Raw genomic sequence first — 18,439 nt, 5'->3', positions numbered from 1 at the left:
GACGGGATGGAATCCGGATTCATCATACCCTCTGGGGGGATCTCAAGTCTTCCGCCGCGCGGCGCATGGCACCGGTTTCCAGCCTGTTGACGCCGGCGGAATTGCGTCTGTGGGAGCGGTTCCTGTCGCTGCGCAGGGCGCATGACGCCCCGTTTCTGACAAGCGGCGGTGACCTGTTGCCGATGGCCCGCTTCAACCGGCGTGTGTTCGCGCAACGATTGGGACAGGCAACCGGCCTGCGACCCCACGATCTGCGGCATGGCGCCCTGTCGAACCCCGCGCTTGTTTTGCTGGCTCCGAGCAGTGCCACGGATGTTCTGCGCGCATTCACCGGCTGGCGCGCCCGGCACTGTTGCGCACTGCACGAAAGATTGGCGGCCCGTGATCCGCGGCGGGGCATGAATGAACTGGCCCGGCATTTGCAAGCGGGCGCCCCTGTTCCGCCGCCCGCCGATGCGGCGCTAACCGGCGTTCCCTTGGCAAAACCAGATCCACGGTGTCACCGGAAAACTGCGGACGGGAATCGTCCGGCGTTTGCAGATTTGCGAACTCCGGGGCGCGCCGGTCGTCACCCCCGTTGCTGCGGAACTCACGGTTCCGCTGGTGCTCCGTATCGAATCCGCGATCGTGGCCGGGCACAATGCCGCCGAAATATCAGAGCAATTCGGTGTTCCTACCCGGATCGTGGTCGCATTGGGCGAGGCGCAGCGCTTGGGGAGACTGAAAACGTGAAAGATCGTCAACTGAGTGTCGAACTGGCACAGACGATCCTGTCGCACCCCGAGGCGCAGGCCTGGGCCCTGCACACGCTGAGGGCACCGGTTCGGGGCGTGTCTTTCGGTGCGCCGTCCGCTGCGCAGGCATGGCTTGATCCCTGCGCAAACATCGGGTTGAACTGCGTACCGCCCACCCTGAACGGTGGGGACGCTGGACGCATCGGGCGTTGATTTTGGCGCCAGCAACGGCATGTGCCGATCGCCTGACCCTGATCCCGACCTAATCCGGGACGGCATGCGGCAGTGCAACTTCGTCGCCCGCCTCGTGCTGGCGGTACACGCCGCGCAGAAAGCACAAACGTGAGCGGTCGTTTCGCCGCTCTGCCGCATCGGATCCCTGACCTGCCGCGCAGGGCACGCCTCGCAGCCGTCACCCAGGATGCCGCCGATCTTGATGTCGCGCCACACTGATGCCCCTACGGATCGGGATCCCGGAGGCATTCGGCTGGCTTTATGTGGCCGAAGGCTCCAATCTCGGCGCGGCCTTCCTCTTCAAGGCGGCGCTGAAGGTGGGCCCGCCGACCACGGCGCGCGGCTCCATTCGGCCCTCGGCTACCAGCCCCCGCAGGCTTCACCCTGCACCTGACCACCGCACCGAAAGGCGTAAATCAGCAACCGGCTCCGGTCGCGGGCGAATGAAAGACCGGTGGCAGGTCAATCCGGCACAAGCCAAGACGCGCCACATCGCAACCACAAGAAAATAAGGGAATAAATAGTGCCCACCCCTGACCTTCATTGGGGAAGGGCGTCTTGCCGACATCGCTGCATTCACCCCTTGGGAAAGTCAACGCGCAAGAGCGCGGCCGCCGTCTCCCACCGGTTCGAAACCCCGTATTCCCCATCAGGGACGGGCACGCGGAGACACGGCGCGCATTCCCCTCCTCCCGATGGATAGGCAGCCCCCTGCCCCGGCTATCCGTATGGTCATGCGCGCGCCCGAAGGCGATGGCGCGACATTCCCCCCGTCACCATGCGGGCTCTCAGTTCATGCCAGGGGGGTCAGCTCATGCGCCCAGGGCGGATTGGCGCCGGCGCGCGACACCGTGACCGCCGCCACCTGCGCGCCATGGAACAGTGCCGCCTCCATCTGCGCGGCCGAAATGGCGCGAAGCCGCGCACGCGCCAGAAGCCCCGCATCCGACAGCGCCGAAATCACGCCCGCATTGAACGCATCACCCGCGCCGACCGTATCGGCCACCGTGACCGGCCGGGCGGCGACCGCGACCCGCCCGCCGTCGGGCAGCCACGCCATGGCCCCCTCGGCTCCGCAGGTCAGGATCACCACCGCGGGGCCGAGCGCGCGGATCCGTGCGATCCTGTCCTCCACCGGCTCCGACCCCGGGATCAGCCAGGCCAGATCCTCGTCCGAGAAGCTTGACGATATCCGCCCGCGCGAGCATCCGCCCGAGCCGCGCGCGATAGCGCTCGGCATCGCGGATGAAACCGGGGCGGATGTTCGGGTCCATCATCACCGCGATATCCGGCCCCGCCCGATCCAGAAGCGCGGCGTAGGTATCTGCCCCCGGCTCGCAGGCGAGACTGATCCCGCCGAGATAGAGCAGCCCCAGATCGTCGGGCAGGCCGGGCAGATCCGCCTGTGCGATCATCCGGCCGGCGGAGCCCTCGTCATAGAAAGTGTAGCTTGCCTGCCCATTGTGAAGCTGGACGAAGGCCAGCGTCGTCGGCCTGTCCGACAGGATGGCGAACCCGGTCCCGACACGGCTTTCGTGCAGCGCCTGCGTCAGCAGGCTGCCGAACAGATCCCGCGAAAGACCGGTCAGCAGATCCACCCGCCGCCCCAGCCGACCGAGCGCGACCGCGGTATTGAACACCGCGCCGCCACAGAACGGCACATAGCCCGCGCCGCCCTCCGCCAGAGGACGGGGGATCATGTCGATCAGCGCCTCGCCGCAGCAAAGAATCCGTGCCTCGCTCATCTCATTCCCCTCATGCCGGTTGGTAAGCTGCGCGGAAGGCGGCGTATTTCTCCGCGAACGCGGGGGCGAGCACCCTGTCGGGCAGGATCTCGGCCGCGATCACCGGGCGCGTGCAGACCCCGGCCGGATCAGCCCCGGTCGCCGCCATCAGCCCCAGCCGCGCCGCGCCGAAAGCCGCGCCGTAATCGCCGCTTTCCGGCAGCAGGAGCGGCATCCCGATCGCGGTCGCGACCGCCTTCAGCCAGTAAGCCGACCGCGCGCCGCCGCCAAGCGCCAGAAGCGAGTCCGGGGCCGAACCCGACGCCCGGAGCGCCGCCAGGTTATCGGCGAAGGCAAAGGCCACGCCCTCCAGCACCGCCTGCGTCAGATCGCTCCGGCCGGTGCGGGCCGAAAGGCCGGAAAACGCCCCCCGCGCCGCGGCATCGTTATGGGGCGTCCGTTCGCCGGACAGATAGGGCAGGAACGTCACCTCCCCCGGGGCGCGCAGATCGGGGCCGAGCGCCGCCGTCAGCGCCGCCGGTTTTTCGCCGAGGATCGCCGAAAGCCATTGCAGCCCGGCCGAGGCCGACAGGATCACCCCCATCTGCAACCACATCCCCGGCAGGGCGTGGCAGAAGGCATGGACGGCGCTTTCCGGGTTCGGCAGGAAACGAGCGGTGGGGTTGAAGATCACCCCCGAGGTGCCGAGAGAGACGAACCCCTGCCCCTCCGCCACCGAGCCCGCGCCGATCGCCGTGGCCGCGCCATCGCCCGCGCCGCCGGAAACCACCGTGCCGGGCCGCATGCCCCATTCGGCCGCCACCTCCGCGCGGAGCCCGCCGCCGGGAGCGTTCCCCTCGACAAGCACGGGCATCTGATCATCCCGCATCCCCGACGCGGCCAGAAGCTCCCCGGACCAGCGGCGCGCGCCATTGTCGAACCAGGCCGTTCCCGCCGCATCCGACATGTCGCCCAGACTCTCGCCCGTGAGCCAGAGCCGCAGATAGTCCTTCGGCAGGAGAACCTTCGTTACCCGGGCGAAATTCTCCGGCTCCTCCTGCGCCATCCAGACCAGCTTGGGCGCCGTGAAGCCCGGAAACACCACATTGCCGGAAATCGCCCGGAACCGGGGATCGGCGTCGAGCCGCCGCGCCTGCGGCTCGGACCGGCCGTCGTTCCACAGGATCGCCGGGCGGATCACCCGGTCGGCCGCATCCAGCGCCACCGCCCCGTGCATCTGGCCCGAAAGACCGATCCCCTCCACCCCCGAAAGGTCATGCCCGTCCAGCCCGGCCACGGCGCGCCGGGTCGCGGCGATCCAGTCGGCCGGATCCTGCTCCGACCAGCCGGGATGCGGGCGCGAGACGTCAAGCTCCCCCGTCGCCGTCGCCAGAACGCGCTGGTTCGCATCCATCAGCAGCGCCTTGACGCCCGATGTGCCGAGATCAATTCCCAGAAACATGCCGCCTCCCTAAGCCGCGCCGTTGGCCATCAGCCGGCCGATGATCGCGGGCAGTTCCTCCGCCCGCCGCGCGAGCGCATCCGGGCCGAGCGCGGGCAGCTTCTGCGCGAGCCCCGCCACCCCGGCATGGCTGCCGGCCAGAAAACCCACGACCCGCATACCGGCGGCCTTCGCTGCGCGCACCCCGGCCTCGCTGTCCTCGATCACGATGCAGCGGGCCGGATCCGCCCCGAGCCGCCGCGCCGCCAGCAGGAAAAGATCGGGCGCGGGCTTGCCGTTCTCCACCTCGACCGCGGAACAGATCCTGTCCCCGAACAGATCCGCCAGCCCCGTCAGCCGCAGCGAATGCGCGATCCGCTCCGGCCCGGAGGAGGAGGCGACGATGCGCGGCAGATCCGCCATCGCGCCTATCGCCTGGGCGATGCCCGGCACCGGGCGAAGCTCGGCGTCGAACCGGCGCTGGAGACGGTCGCGATATCCCGGCAGGAGCGGCGTGGCGTCCACCCCTTGCTCCTCCCGGACCATGCGGAGGATCTGCGCGATGTCCCGGCCGATCATCCGGCCGAAGATCTCGTCATCCCCGATATCCGCCCCCGCCTCGCGCAGGGTGCGGCCCAGTTCGGCGACCGAAAGGGGCTCGCTGTCCACGAGCACCCCGTCGCAATCGAAGATCAGCGCGGCGTCCTGCATCATCGGCCCAGATAGGCCCGCAGGGTCGCCGCCGTGCCGACCTCGCCCAGCATGGCGAGCCAGCGGGCGAAGGGCTCGGCAAAGGCCGGGTTCTGCCCGGTTTCGCCGTAGATCTCCGCCATCGCCAGCCATGCTCCGGGATCGGCCTGTGCCGCCTGCGCCACGCGGGTCAGGTGCTCCCAGTTCGGGTCGTTGGGCTCTATCGTCGCGCCGCTGTCGGTGACGCCGACGCAATAGCGGCACCAGAGCGCGCTTTCCAGCGCCAGCCCCTCGACACCAAGCCCGCGCGCCAGACGGTCGGCGATGGTGGGCACGATGAACTTGGGCTGCCGGTTCGATCCGTCCAGACAGAGCCGCCGGATCGTGTCGCCGATCTTCGGATTGGCGCAGCGCTCGCTGACCTTCGCGAAATAGGCGCCGAGGTCGGTGTTCGGGACCGGGGGCACGACGGGGATGATCTCCTCCGTCTCCACCTTGTCGAGGAAGGCGCGCACGAGGTCGTTCTGCATGCCCTCATGCACGAAATGGATGTCCATCAGCCCCGAAGGATAGGCAATGACCGCATGACCGCCGTTCAGGATGCGGATCTTCATCATCTCCCACGGCGTCACGTCATCGACGAACGCGACCCCCGCCTCCTCCAGCGGCGGGCGGCCGAGGGGGAAATGATCCTCCAGCACCCATTGCAGGAAATCCTCGCAGAAGACGGGGCTTTCGTCGGCGATGCCGAAGTCCTCGCGCACGAGCCCGCGCTCACGGTCCGAGGTGGCGGGGGTGATGCGGTCCACCATGGCGTTCGGAAAGGCCACGTTCCCGGCGATCCATTCGGCCAGTTCCGGATCGGAGAGACGTGCGGTCTCCACCACCGCCTCGCGCGTCACGCGGCCGTTGTGAGGGATGTTGTCGCAAGACATCACGGTGAAAGGGGCAAGCCCCGCCTCCCGCCGCGCGCGAAGCGCCGCGACGAGAATGCCGAAGACGGTCTTGGGCGTGCCGGGTGCGCTGCCGTCGGCGGCGATCGCCGGATGGGCGGTGTCGAAATGCCCGGTGGCGGCGTCGATGAAATAGCCGCCTTCGGTGATGGTGAGGCTCGCGATCCGCGTTTCCGGACCGGCCAGCCGCGCAATGATCGCCCCGGCATCGCCCGCGGGCAGGTAATCGACCATCGCGCCGATCACCCGCGCCCGCGACGCCCCGGCCGACTGCTCGACCACGGTGTAGAGATAGTCCTGCTCCGCCAGAACCTCGCGCATCCGCGCGTCCGATGGCAGAACCCCGGCGCCGACGATGGCGAAATCCGTGCCGAGGCCGAGGTTCATCAGCCGGTCGAGGCAGACCGCCTGATGCGCGCGGTGAAAGTTGCCCAGGCCGAAATGGACGATCCCGCCCTTCAGCGCGGCGCGGTCATAGCCCGGCTTTTCCACCCCGATCAGGGGCAGGTTCTCCTGGTTCAGTCTGATGGTCATGGCTTCAGCTCATCCAGTTGCCGCCATCGACGTTATACGTCTGGGCGACGATGTAATCGGCCTCCGGCGTGGCGAGGAAGATCGCCATCCCGGTCAGGTCTGCGGCCGTGCCCATGCGCCCGAACGGCACGGCGGCGCCGACCTCCTTCTTCTTCTGGCCCCGGGGCTTGTTCTCGTAGACGGCGAATTTCGCGTCCACCCCGTCCCAGTGCTCGCCATCGACCACGCCGGGCGCGATGGCATTGACGTTGATCCCGTGCCGGATCAGGTCGAGCCCGGCCGATTGCGTCAGGCTGATCACCGCGGCCTTCGTCGCGCAGTAGACGGCGACGAGCGGCTCGCCCCGCCGGCCGGCCTGGCTTGCCATGTTGATGATCTTGCCGCGGCGGCCGGTGGCGATCATGTGCCGCGCCACCGCCTGGAGGGTGAAGAGCGTGCCGCTCACGTTGATCGCGAAGAGCCTGTCGTAGCTTTCCCGCGTGATCTCCACGATGGGGGCCAGGTCGAAGAGCGCGGCGTTGTTGATCAGGATGTCGATGCCCCCGAGCGCGGCCACCGCATCGGTCACGCCGGCCTCGATGCTGGCCTGATCGGTCACATCCATCACGACGGGATGCGCCCCGATCTCCGCCGCCGTGGCGCGCACGCCCTCGGCATTGATATCGGCGATGGCCACGCGGGCGCCCTCGGCGATATAGGCCTGCGCATAGGCGCGGCCGATGCCGCGCGCCGCCCCGGTGATCAGAGCGGTCTTGCCTTCCAGTCTCATATCGCCATTCCCTTTTCGTCAAAGCGGTAGACTTGGCCCTCGGCTCCGGTCAACCAGAGTTCCTCGCCATAGGTCACCGGGAATTCCCCCGGCGCCCGGACGACGAGATGCGTCCCGTCATCCAGCGTCACATGCAGGTAGGTGTCGGAGCCGAGATGTTCGGACACCGTGACCCGTCCCTTCACCCGCCCGCTCTCGCGCGAGACGACCCAGTGCTCGGGCCGGATGCCGATGGTATGGGCATTGCGCCGTGCAGCCACCTCGCCGCCGATGAAGTTCATGTTCGGGCTGCCGATAAAACCGGCGACGAAGGTGTTCACCGGCTTGTGGTAGAGTTCGAGCGGCGTCCCCACCTGTTCGACCCGCCCGGCCCGCAGCACGACGATCTTGTCGGCCATGGTCATGGCCTCCACCTGGTCGTGTGTCACATAGATCATCGTCGTGCCGAGCTTCTTGTGAAGCTCGGAAATCTCGATGCGCATGTTCACCCGGAGCGCCGCGTCGAGGTTGGAGAGCGGCTCGTCGAAGAGAAACGCCTCCGGCTCGCGCACGATGGCGCGCCCGATGGCCACGCGCTGCCGCTGCCCGCCCGAAAGCTGGCCGGGCCGACGGTCCAGATAGTCCGTCAGGTTCAGGATGCCGGCCGCGCGTTCGACCCGGGCGGCCTGCTCGGCCTCCGCCATCTTCGCCATCTTCAGCGGAAAGGCGATGTTCTTCCTGACCGACATGTGCGGATAAAGCGCGTAGGACTGGAACACCATGGCAAGGCCGCGCTGCACCGGCGCGGCGGTGGTCACGTCCCGGCCGTCGATCAGGATCTGACCCGAGGTCACGTCCTCCAGCCCCGCGATCAGCCGCAGGAGCGTGGATTTCCCGCAGCCGGAAGGCCCGACGAAGACGACGAATTCGCCCTCACCGATCTCCAGGTCGATGCCGGGGATCACATCCACCCCGCCAAAAGACTTGCGCACGCCTTTCAGGGTTATGCTGCCCATATCGTGCCCCTCCTCATTTCACCGCGCCGAAGGTCAGGCCGCGGACAAGTTGTTTCTGGCTGAACCAGCCCATGATCAGGATCGGCGCGATGGCCATCGTGCTCGCCGCCGAAAGCTTGGCGTAGAACAGACCCTCCGGACTGGAATAACCGGCGATGAACGTGGTCAGCGGTGCCGCGGCCGAACTGGTCAGGTTCAGCGTCCAGAAGCTTTCGTTCCAGGCCAGGATGATGTTCAGCAGCATCGTCGAGGCGATGCCCGGAACCGCCATCGGCGTGAGAACATGGCAGATCTCGTCCCAGATACCGGCGCCGTCCATCCGCGCGGCCTCAAGGATCTCGGCCGGGATTTCGCGGAAATAGGTGTAGAGCATCCAGATGATGATCGGCAGGTTCATCAGCATCAGCACGACCAGAACCCCGGTGCGGCTGTCGAGCATCCCCAGACGCTGGAACAGGATGTAGATCGGGATCAGGACACCCACACCCGGCATCATCTTGGTGGAAAGCATCCACATCAGCACGTCCTTGGTGCGCGGCGCGGGCTGAAAGGCCATCGCCCAGGCAGACGGCACCGCCACCACGAGGCCCAGCACCGTCGAACCGACGGCGATGATGACCGAGTTCAGGAAGTGGCCGAAGTAATCCGAGCGCGCCTGAACCTCATGGTAGTTCTCAAGCGTCCAGTCGAAGAACAGGAACTGCGGCGGCGTGGCGACGGCGACGGCCTCGGTCTTGAAGCTGGTCAGGACCATCCACAGGATCGGGAAGAAGATCACGAAGGTGATGCCCCAGGCGAGGATCGTGAACATCCATTTCCGCGCGGGCGTGACATTGCGGGCCATGGTTCTTCCCCCTCAGCTCAGCGTCTTGCCGATCATCCGCATCAGGAAGATCGCAACGATATTGGCGAGGATGACGGCGATGATGCCGCCGGCGGAAGCCGTGCCCACGTCGAACTGGAGCAGGGCCTGGGTATAGACCAGATAGGTCAGCGTCGTCGTCTGATAGCCCGGCCCGCCGTTGGTGGTCACGAGGATCTCGGCGAAGACGGAAAGCAGGAAGATCGTCTGGATCAGCACGACCACGGTGATCGCCCGGCTCATGTGCGGCAGCGTCAGGTAGACGAAGCGCGACACCGGCCCCGCCCCGTCCATCTCCGCCGCCTCCATCTGTTCGCCGTCCAGCGACTGAAGCGCGGTCAGCAGGATCAGCGTCGCGAAGGGAAGCCACTGCCAGGCGACGATGATGATGATCGACAGAAGCGGATACTGCGCGAACCAGTCCACCGGCTGAAGGCCGAAGAACCGGGCGATCTGGCCCAGAAAGCCGTTCACCGGGTTCATGAACATGTTCTTCCAGACCAGCGCCGAAACCGTGGGCATCACGAAGAACGGCGCGATCATCAGGATGCGCACCCAACCCTGGCCGAATATCGGCTGGTCGATCAGGACGGCCAGCGCGATCCCGCCCAGGATCGTGATCGCCAGCACGCCGCCGACCAGTACGAGCGTGTTCCGCAACGAGATCCAGAACCCCGGATCGGTCAGGAAATAACGGTAGTTCTCCAGCCCGGTGAACTCTTCCATGCCGGGCATCAGAAGATTGTAGCGCTGGAAGCTGAACCAGAGCGTCATCGCCAGCGGAACGATCATCCACAGCAGAAGCAGCGCGACCGAGGGCGCGACCATGACGCGCGCCAGTGATCGCTGATGCCGGGTAGCCATCCGGGGTCTCCTCCCTTGCCAACCCGGGCGGCCGGAACCGCCCGGAGGAACCACTGTTTGCTCAGATCACTTGATGTAACCGGCGCGGGTCATCTCCCGCGTGGCCAGCTGCTGCGCCGACTGGAGCGCCTGCTCGGGCTTGACCTGCCCGGCCACCGCCGCCGAGAACTGCTGGCCCACCGCCGTGCCGATCGCCTGGAACTCCGGGATGGAGACGAACTGACCGCCGGTATAGGGCGTGGCCTTCACCGAAGGATGATCCGGCGTCACCGCGCCGATCGCGTCGAGCGTCAGCCGGGCGAAGGGCGCGGCCTTCTGGTATTCGGCATTCGCGTAGAGCGAGTTCCGCGTGCCGGGAGGAGCGGCGCGCCATCCCTCTTTCGAGGCGACGAGTTCGGTGTATTCCTTCGACGTCGCCCAGGCGATAAAGGCCTTCGCGGCCTCGGCCTTCTTGGACGATGCCGGAACGGCCAGGTTCCAGGACCACAGCCAGTTGCCGTGATTCTCGACGCCTTCCCTGTTCGGGAACTGCGCATAGCCGACCTGATCGGCCACCTTCGATTCCTTCGGGTCGCTCACGAAGCTGGCGGCGACGGTGGCGTCGATCCAGATCCCGCATTTGCCCTGCTGAAAGAGTGCGAGGTTCTCGTTGAAACCGTTGGTGGAGGCGCCGGGAGGGCCGGCCTCGGCCATGATCGCCACATAATCGGTCAGCGTGGCCTTCCACTCGGGGCCGTCGAACTGCGGCTTCCAGTCCTCGCCGAACCAGGCCGCGCCGTAGCTGTTGGACATGGCGGTCAGGAAGGCCATGTTCTCGCCCCAGCCTGCCTTGCCCCGCAGGCAGATGCCGTAGACCTCGGCGTCCTTGTCGGTGATCGCGCGGGCGGCGGCGAAGATCTCGGTCCAGGTCGGCGTCTCAGAAAGCGTCAGCCCCGCCTTCTCCACCAGATCCTTGCGGTACATCACCATCGCAGATTCGCCGTAAAAGGGCGCGGCGTAGAGCTTGCCCTCGACCGAAAGCGCGCTGCGCACCGCCGGCAGCAGGTCGTCCGCGTCATACCCCTCCGGCAGCCCGTCGAGCGCCAGAAGCCAGTTCTGCCGAGCCCAGATCGGCACTTCGTAGTTGCCGATCGTCACCACGTCATACTGACCGCCCTTGGTGGCGATGTCGGTTGTCACCCGCTGACGCAGGGTGTTTTCCTCAAGCGTGACCCATTGCAGCTTGATGTCGGGGTGCTGCGCGGTGAAATCGTCCGTGAGCTTCTGCATGCGGATCATGTCGCCGTTGTTCACGGTGGCGATGGTCAGCGTGGTCTCGGCCCAGACGGGCAATGAAAGAGCGCCAAGCGCACAGGCCCCCCAAAGAGAGCGGATCATGGCAGACATTGAAATTACTCCTCCTCGGGATGCGACATTTGCCCGCATCACTGGCAAATGCTCGACAAAAGTGAAAGAGTTGTCAAACCCAATTTTTTCGGAATGCGCGATGAGACACGAGACGAAGCATGAACCGCAGCGAAACAGGAGGCTCGATCAGGCCGCCAAGGCCGCCTGGCTGTCCTATGTCGCGGGGCGCACGCAGGACGAGATCGCGGAGGAGATGGGCGTCTCGCGCCAGACGGTGCAGCGGCTGGTGGCACAGGCGCAGGCCGCCGGCATCCTGCGGATCCGCATCGACCATCCGCTGGCGCATTGTCTGGAACTGGGCCAGCGGATGAAGGAACGCTTCGGGCTGCGGTTCTGCGAAATTGTGCCCTCGGCGGGGGGGCTCTCCGGGGTCGGGATGGCGGTGGCGACGTTTCTCGAACGGGAACTCGCCCGCAGCCAGCCCCTCACGCTCGCCATCGGCACGGGGCGCACCCTCCATGCCGGGGTGCGAGAGATCATGCGGATCGACTGCCCCCGGCACCGCATCGTTTCGCTGACCGGCAACATCGCTCCCGATGGCTCAACCGCCCATTACAACGTGCTGTTTTCCCTGTCGGATCGGGTGACCGCGCGCAGCTTTCCCCTGACGATGCCGGTGATCGCCGCCACGGCGGAGGAATGCGAGGCCCTTCGGCGCCAGCCCGGAAACGCACGGGTGCTTGCCATGGCCCGCGAGGCCGAGATCGCGCTGGTCGGGATCGGCGCGCTCGGCCCCGACGGCCCGCTGCTGAAGGACGGCTTCGTGAACGCCGGGGAGATGGCCCGGCTGACCGCCGCCGGCGGCGTGGGGGAAATCATCGGCCGCGCCTATGACCAGAACGGCAACGACCTCCCCCCGGATGGGCGGGTCGCCTCCGCCCCCCTGCCGGAGGGGCCGGACGCGCTGGTGGTCGGGGCCGGAATCGGGGCCGGAAAACATGCCGCCATCCGCGGCGCGCTCCTAGGCCGCAAGCTCAACGGGCTGATCACGGACGAGAACACCGCCCTCTGGCTGCTGGCCGAGGAGGGCAACGCCGCTCCGGGCGGAACGGGCGCGCCAACCTGACGAGGCCATGGTTAACACAGCTAATCCGCGACGATCCTGACGACCATTTCTCTCTGGCCGCGCCCCTCGCCGAATGGATCATCGCCGGGACCATTCCGCCCGATGTGTGGCTGCGGCAGGATCACATCGCTGCGGAATTCGGCGCGAGCCATGTTCCCGTGCGCGACGCGTTCCGGCAGATCGAAGCGCAGCGCCTCGCGGTCAGCGAGCCGCGGCGGGGCGTCCGGGTCACGTCCTTGGACATGGCCGAGATGTGCGCCGCGCTGGAGACACTGGCGCTCCGCCATGCCGCGCCGAATCTGACGCCGGACATGCTGGCCGAGGCCGACAGAGCCACCCGAACAGCGGAACAGCCAGCAACGTGCGGCAAAGCGAACCGCCTCTTTCACCGCACGCTTCTGGCCCCCTGCGTCATGACGCAGCTGATGGCCAGCATCGACGACCTGCATGCCGCAATCGCGCGGTTTCTCGTCGCGGCCTGGCGATCTGTTAGGTCATGTTGACGGATAGCGGATCCAGAGCCTGATGCAGGCGACGTTTACGAAGCCGAGGAAGCTGTCTGCGGGTTTTGTCGTAGCGGGTTGCCAGGCGACGACTGTTCTTCAGCTTGTTGAAACAGCGCTCGACCATGTTACGCAGCGTGTAGATGGCCATGTCGACGACCTTGCGAACCTTCCGGTTTTTGCGCATCGGTATCATCGGCAGGGCGTTGCGGCGTTCGATATCTTCCCGAATTTTTCAGAATCATAGCCCCTATCGGCAACCAGAACGCCGGGCTGGGGCAGATTGTCGGCCATCACCAGATCATAGCCGCTGTAGTCGGAATCCTGTCCCGGCGTGATCTCGATCCTCATCGGGAGGCCGACGCCGTTGACGCGGAGATGGATCCTGGTCGAGAAGCCACCTCGCGAACAACCGAGAGCTTCTTTCGGAGTCCCCGTTATCGGGTCGAAAAGCCCACCGGGCGTTTCTTTGCCTCAAACTGCGCCTGCCGCGTGGTGTTGGGCCCGGATCACCCTCGTCGGTTCGCTCGAACCGGTGCCGCTCACCGGGTCGATGTCGACCATCTGAAGCTTGTCGGGTGTAATCCCTGCGTGGTTCAGCGCGTCCAGGATGTCCTCCCACAGCCCGGCCAGGGTCCAGCGGCGGAACTGGCGATAGACCGACGACCACTTACCGAACTCTTCGGGCAAGTCCCGCCACGGCGCGCCAGTCCCCGCAATCCAGAAAATACCATCCAGAACAAGCCGATGGTTGGAGGCCCTGCACCCATTTAGGTGCCTGACGGCACGAATGAAACCCGCGAAAAAGGCCCACTCAGCGTCGGATATCAGGTTGCGGCCAAGATCATCTCCAAAGCAGAGATGAGATTGAATCACAGGATGCCGACCGCTGGAACCCCTTTTGTCAACACGTCCTAGCACTACTTTGGCAGAAGTTTGTTGAGTATTTTTCGCCACTTCCTACGGCAGTGGGGACAGTTGGGCGGCGGCTGACTGAGCTGGATCAAGATCGTCTGCCTGATAGCTGGTAGGCTCGGTTGCGGCGGGGGAGCTGGGGCCCTTTTTTTTCCCACCCGCTGCCTTCAGGCGTCGGGCTTGCAGGAAGGAGAACGCGATCATGGTCATGAGCGCATGTCGGTGCAGGCCCTGCCATGATCGGCCCTCGAAGTGGTCAAGGCCCAACTCTTCCTTGAGCTGCTGATGGGCTTGCTCACAGACCCAACGGGCCTTGATGGCCCCGGCCAGTTTCTTGAGCGGTGTGTCGGCCGGCAGGTTGCTGAGGTAGTATTTGCGCTCGCCGGTGGAACGGTGCTCGCCGACCAGCCAGACCTCCTCGCCGGGCAGATGCTGCTGGCCAAGATTGCCAATGCGCTGCGGCGGTCCGTCGGCGACGCGGACACGCATGGCAGCGAACCGGGCTGAGAGCTTGCCTTTCGTGCCGCGCCGCCAACTCACGGCCTGCCACTTCGCCTTCTCAAGTATCTCCTGCGCCGGACGAGATGGGACATCGGGGACATGGTTCTTACGCGGTCGCCCGCGACCGGCGATCGGGAAGATCAGGGCAACGTTGGCCGGGTAGACCTTCTGCTTGTGAGGGATGCCCACGGCCCAGGTCAGTCCACGCTCGGTGAGCGCCTGCCGGAACGGGCCAGACAGGCCATAGCCGGCGTCGGCCAGGATGCCGCCAAAGCGCGCACCTGCGCTGCGCACACGGTCGATCTCGGCCAATGCGATCTCCGGCTTGGTACGGTAGGTGCGCGCCTCGTCAGGAACCTTTGCCCGATCCATGCGCGCCGTATCACTGGTCCAGCTTCTCGGGCAGAAACAGCCGAAGCCCGATCATCACGGGCACTTCGCCTGATGCCAGCGTCACCGACACAAGGGTCTGGCAGTTGGCGTTCTTGCCGAGCGCCGACGCGTATTGCGGTGCGACCCCAACCGAGGCACGCCCCTTCTTGGGCAACGCGGTATCATCAATAATCAGCCAGGCATCGCTGCCACCAACCAAGGCGTCTGCCTGCCGGCACAGTTCCTTCTCCAGCGGCGCGCTGTCCCACAGCGCGGCACCAATAAAATGATGAAGTTGATCATAGCCAATCCCGGGCGAACGCATCGCCATGGGCTGCACGCTCTTGCGATCGCCAGGACCAATCAGCCCCTCAACGTAAGCCGGACACATCCGCGCCCTGCGACGATCGCCCAATGTTGCCACAAAGGGACGAAGCCACTCCGCCAGATCGTCCCGCCAATCATCCGCCATCGCCAGCCTCCACAAGCTGGCACTCTATGAATCACCGCAAGTGACTCTTGGGAATCCTGAAAATACACTTCTGCCAAAGTAGTGCTAGTCATCAGATTTCACCGCAAAAGGCTGGAACTTCCACGACAACACCAAGGATACTGTATTGTCGACTATCGATCGCCACGCTTCATTTTCATAAGTGGTGGTTGGTAAAGATGGGAACATAAGGTACATCTCGAGACGAGATTCGCGGTGTAGGACGTAGCCGATACAACCTGGATTTGGCGGAGCCATATCAGCCACCCAAGGGGTGCAATCTATGTCCACGGCGATATCTCCATCATCCCCGTAGATCTTAAAGATGGATCTACCAGTTGGCCGCTCGACATGATCTCGTGGCAGCCTCGGAGAAGGGCCTTCTCGATATCCAACGGCGCTGGCTCCAATATTAAATTTTTTGCGCTCAAACAGTTCAGTCAACGGCCATTCATTAATATTATCTGTGTTTGGTGATGCCCAGGAAAACCTCACAACTATCTGTTCACCTTTGAACCCTTTTGGTTTAATTATGAAGTCGGGATCTCGTCCCCTCGCCTCGAAAGGTGCCTCTTTCCGCCGCTCAGCTACGCCACTGGAAAAATACTCTTTCGGCAGTGGCAAACCGCTTGGAAGCATATAGGCAAAATCACCTGGCCCAGCAGGTAATACATTTTCAGAAGTTCGTGGGATTCGGCTGGCCCACTTTTCTTCCTCTGCGGGAGTAAATGGAGTATTGAGATATTTTTCGTAAATTGTCCTGAGAGGCAAAAGCTCAGACTGGGACATTGTGGGCGTAATGTACCCTGCAGGAAGAAGGATCCATCTCCCCGAGTATTTGAATAATATTAGATCTGTTGATAGTGTAGCGGATACGGCTTCGGTTGACCAAGCTAGGCCCGTTAAATCAGGCATCATGCCATCCGCGGAACTTGGTGTAGAACCTGACAATAGAATCCCGGCAACTAGAAGTGACTGCGACGCAGCACGCCAGAAACTTTGACTAGTGACGCAATTTTCCTGTTTCGCGAGGTTGAATAGGCGTGTGATGCCATCGCTGACGCGCTTACTTGGAGCAACGTCCAACAATAGGCCGCCTGTTCTCAAAGAAAACGTCGTAAATATGAAAGTATCCAAATTAGATCCACTTCGTGGATTGTAACGCAGCCAGATCATGTTTTCCCTTCAATGCAGAATACTCAGCCAATACTACGGGAAATGGTTTCTCGGTTTCTTCCGGCATTTGCTTTTCAAAAATGCGAACCTCGACCGGCTGTAGCGTTGTTGCTCCCGGTCGTCGTATGTCCGGCACCTGCGCGTGTTTGATGTGGAACCGCCGCGCCAAGATCGCGGGCATGACCAGCGCCTCGATCTCAGTCACCTTCATCTCTCGCCCAACCGGATCCTGTGTCATCAGCCAGGTGATCTCGCCCAGGATCTCCGCAACTGTTTTCCCGCCCACGGGATTTTTGGGGTGATTTGGTGCCGCATCGGGTGATTCGTGGGTCATGCAGAGCATTCAAAAATGATCATATTGCGTTTAATATGCCATCCGTAATCGAAACTGTAAAGCGGGGAGATCTGCGGCCAGAAGATGGATGGAGAAAAAGGCCTTGCCCGATGAACCTGACGGAGAAGGTCTATCCGAAGCGCCACATGACACTTCAAGTTCGCATTTTCCTGTATGAATTTCAAGCTCAGCGAGCAGATGATTCCTGAAAAGCCTTGACCTCCTCCAGCAGTCCCCACTTTTAATTCACCTGAGGAAAATCTGGTGTATTTTGTGAAAATGTCTTTCAGCCGCATCTTCGTGTACTTGATTTTCATATCGGCATCAATGAGATGTATATCCAGGCCTGCGGAATTATAACTATTTTTCTTGTTAGAAATATCAACGCAACGGAAATATAAATCACCTTTATAAATCACGAAACGAATGACCTGCGAAAATGTGAAGTCTGGATGCCGATACTGATTCCGCTCAGGATTCCTTTTCACCTCCGTTTCAACTGGGAGGTCGTGAACAATTAGGCCCAAAGCGTGTCTGTTTTTTGGTGGGGGCGGGCGCGTATGATCCAGAAGAAGAGTTGCAACAGCAGGGGCGTGTTGCGGATGACCTCGACATAGGCGTACGCGGACACGGCCAGCACGCAGCTATGCGACAGGCGCGCCATCCCATCGTGACACCAGACACCTTGGCCAGAACGATCCGGCCACCGCGACCTTGAGCGTGTTGAGCAGCACCTCCACAATCGCGCGCAGATAGCTGCACCCTGCGGTGAAGAGGATTGGCGCCTCGCCGATCTGGAACCCGGTGGCATGGCGCAGAAAGCCAAAGCCGGGTGCAATCCCCGCCCGTTGCAGGGCCTGCACCACATTATGCCCCAGAGACCCGGGGCTCCGGTCCCCACCATTCGGCCAGCGCGGCCCGCCTGCCGCGCGGATGTCTGCCCGCGAAAGGGCCCATCGTAACGGCGGCGCGTAAAGCGGCCCGCCCTTCGATCACAACGGGTTGCGGCCCCGCTCCCAGCCCGGCGGCGTCAGGTTGCGATCATGGATTTCGCTATGATTTCCAATGGTCTTGATGATCGTATAGGCCCATTTCGAATCGAAACCGATGATCTCGGCCAGCGATGGATCAATGTCCGGAAATCGTCGAGATTCCACGAGGTGATGCCTCGTTCCTCGACCTGGACCCGCGCGCGTACCGTGCAGCTTGCCACCTCAAGCCAGCGGTCATCGCCCGCCGCGATCGCCGGGGCCAGCGGCTCTTTTGGCGGCCGTTCGGGCAGCAGGACGTCATCGTCGGGGGTCTTGAGCCGTTGGCAGCTTGCCGACCAGATCAGAGCTGTCCGGCGTGCCGAACACGGCGATCGACAGCGCCTTGCCGATGTCGACGAAGAACCCTTTCCATTTGCGGTCGCTGCCGGGTGAAAAACCGGGCGTGCTGCCGCTACCGGGCTTGATCACCCCGCGGTCCTGAATGCACTCAGGCGTTGGCCCCGGGCGGCAGGAATGCGCTAAACAAGGCCGCGCAGCGCGCGACGGAAGGAGCCTGTCACGCTCGTGATAGGTTCCTTATGGCCGCCTCAATGCGCATATCACCGACGAACAGCCATCCACCGTCAACATTGCAATCTTCTTTCATTTAATTATTCCATCAGGCTATATGCCGGACACGAGAAGCTTTCCGAAAACACCCTCGGTTGGAAAAACTACCTCGCGGCCCGCCTCCGAACCAACCCCGCATCGGATCAAGCCGCATTTGGCACGCGTGATTGATAACACGAACGACTGCCAGGGACGACGAAACAGATTGCCACGCTCCTGAGGGACTATCCGGATCCGGGTGTTACGACATTCGCGCTCTCCGCATGTGGAGGCA

At 63.9% G+C, this 18,439-nt stretch carries 16 protein-coding genes and 3 pseudogenes; 2 read left to right on the top strand and 17 right to left on the bottom strand.

Annotated elements, in window-relative coordinates:
• Positions 1-1,761: 1,761 nt before the first annotated feature.
• From QM789_RS18945 to QM789_RS18905, 9 genes and pseudogenes are all read right to left on the bottom strand, one after another.
• A pseudogene (locus QM789_RS18945) lies at positions 1,762-2,713 on the bottom strand (carbohydrate kinase family protein).
• A 10-nt stretch (positions 2,714-2,723) separates the two neighbouring features.
• The gene (gene xylB / locus QM789_RS18940) at positions 2,724-4,154 is read right to left on the bottom strand and encodes a xylulokinase (RefSeq protein ID WP_420353415.1); all 1,431 of its coding nucleotides are present in this window, start codon (positions 4,152-4,154) and stop codon (positions 2,724-2,726) included.
• Between the two features lie 9 nt (positions 4,155-4,163).
• On the bottom strand, positions 4,164-4,844 hold the full coding sequence (locus QM789_RS18935) for an HAD family hydrolase (RefSeq protein WP_420353414.1): 681 nt from the start codon (positions 4,842-4,844) through the stop codon (positions 4,164-4,166).
• The gene (locus QM789_RS18930) at positions 4,844-6,310 is read right to left on the bottom strand and encodes a mannitol dehydrogenase family protein (protein WP_420353413.1); all 1,467 of its coding nucleotides are present in this window, start codon (positions 6,308-6,310) and stop codon (positions 4,844-4,846) included. The genes QM789_RS18935 and QM789_RS18930 overlap by 1 nt, the downstream gene beginning before the upstream one ends.
• Before the next feature lie 4 nt (positions 6,311-6,314).
• Entirely contained in the window at positions 6,315-7,079 is a 765-nt protein-coding gene (locus tag QM789_RS18925) for an L-iditol 2-dehydrogenase (protein WP_420353412.1), read from the bottom strand.
• Entirely contained in the window at positions 7,076-8,074 is a 999-nt protein-coding gene (locus tag QM789_RS18920; RefSeq protein WP_420353411.1) for an ABC transporter ATP-binding protein, read from the bottom strand. Before QM789_RS18920 ends, QM789_RS18925 begins: the two co-directional genes overlap by 4 nt.
• Positions 8,075-8,087: 13 nt before the next feature.
• The gene (locus tag QM789_RS18915; protein ID WP_420353410.1) at positions 8,088-8,918 is read right to left on the bottom strand and encodes a carbohydrate ABC transporter permease; all 831 of its coding nucleotides are present in this window, start codon (positions 8,916-8,918) and stop codon (positions 8,088-8,090) included.
• 12 nt (positions 8,919-8,930) lie between these two features.
• A complete protein-coding gene (locus QM789_RS18910) occupies positions 8,931-9,800 on the bottom strand; it encodes a carbohydrate ABC transporter permease (RefSeq protein WP_420353409.1) in 870 nt (289 codons plus the stop codon).
• Between the two features lie 66 nt (positions 9,801-9,866).
• Positions 9,867-11,186: an ABC transporter substrate-binding protein gene (locus tag QM789_RS18905; RefSeq protein ID WP_420353408.1), complete on the bottom strand. Its 1,320-nt coding sequence runs from the start codon at positions 11,184-11,186 to the stop codon at positions 9,867-9,869.
• A gap of 100 nt (positions 11,187-11,286) precedes the next feature.
• On the opposite strand from QM789_RS18905, the gene QM789_RS18900 reads away from it, so the two are divergent.
• Together QM789_RS18900 and QM789_RS18895 are read left to right on the top strand one after the other, a co-directional pair.
• On the top strand, positions 11,287-12,273 hold the full coding sequence (locus tag QM789_RS18900) for a sugar-binding transcriptional regulator (RefSeq protein ID WP_420353407.1): 987 nt from the start codon (positions 11,287-11,289) through the stop codon (positions 12,271-12,273).
• A gap of 104 nt (positions 12,274-12,377) precedes the next feature.
• On the top strand, positions 12,378-12,776 hold the full coding sequence (locus QM789_RS18895; RefSeq protein ID WP_420353406.1) for a GntR family transcriptional regulator: 399 nt from the start codon (positions 12,378-12,380) through the stop codon (positions 12,774-12,776).
• Here the strand turns inward: QM789_RS18895 and QM789_RS18890 are convergent.
• From QM789_RS18890 to QM789_RS18855, 8 genes and pseudogenes are all read right to left on the bottom strand, one after another.
• Positions 12,768-13,649: pseudogene (locus QM789_RS18890) on the bottom strand (IS5 family transposase). The gene QM789_RS18895 and the pseudogene QM789_RS18890 overlap by 9 nt on opposite strands.
• A gap of 87 nt (positions 13,650-13,736) precedes the next feature.
• A pseudogene (locus tag QM789_RS18885) lies at positions 13,737-15,036 on the bottom strand (IS701 family transposase).
• Between the two features lie 84 nt (positions 15,037-15,120).
• A complete protein-coding gene (locus QM789_RS18880) occupies positions 15,121-16,230 on the bottom strand; it encodes a hypothetical protein (protein WP_420353405.1) in 1,110 nt (369 codons plus the stop codon).
• Complete coding sequence (locus QM789_RS18875) at positions 16,193-16,564, bottom strand: toxin-activating lysine-acyltransferase (RefSeq protein WP_420353404.1); 372 nt, start codon at positions 16,562-16,564, stop codon at positions 16,193-16,195. The genes QM789_RS18880 and QM789_RS18875 overlap by 38 nt, the downstream gene beginning before the upstream one ends.
• Positions 16,561-17,052 carry a hypothetical protein gene (locus QM789_RS18870; protein WP_420353403.1) on the bottom strand — a complete coding sequence of 164 codons (492 nt, stop codon included), beginning with the start codon at positions 17,050-17,052 and terminating at the stop codon, positions 16,561-16,563. Before QM789_RS18870 ends, QM789_RS18875 begins: the two co-directional genes overlap by 4 nt.
• Before the next feature lie 156 nt (positions 17,053-17,208).
• A complete protein-coding gene (locus QM789_RS18865) occupies positions 17,209-17,427 on the bottom strand; it encodes a hypothetical protein (protein ID WP_420353402.1) in 219 nt (72 codons plus the stop codon).
• Between the two features lie 129 nt (positions 17,428-17,556).
• Positions 17,557-17,721 carry a hypothetical protein gene (locus QM789_RS18860; RefSeq protein WP_420353401.1) on the bottom strand — a complete coding sequence of 55 codons (165 nt, stop codon included), beginning with the start codon at positions 17,719-17,721 and terminating at the stop codon, positions 17,557-17,559.
• A gap of 132 nt (positions 17,722-17,853) precedes the next feature.
• On the bottom strand, positions 17,854-18,024 hold the full coding sequence (locus QM789_RS18855) for a hypothetical protein (protein WP_420353400.1): 171 nt from the start codon (positions 18,022-18,024) through the stop codon (positions 17,854-17,856).
• Positions 18,025-18,439 lie beyond the last annotated feature (415 nt).

Origin of the sequence: Paenirhodobacter sp. (genome assembly GCF_047600745.1) — a bacterium.
Lineage (GTDB): Bacteria > Pseudomonadota > Alphaproteobacteria > Rhodobacterales > Rhodobacteraceae > Rhodobacter.
This window is presented reverse-complemented; position numbering and strand designations above follow the sequence as displayed.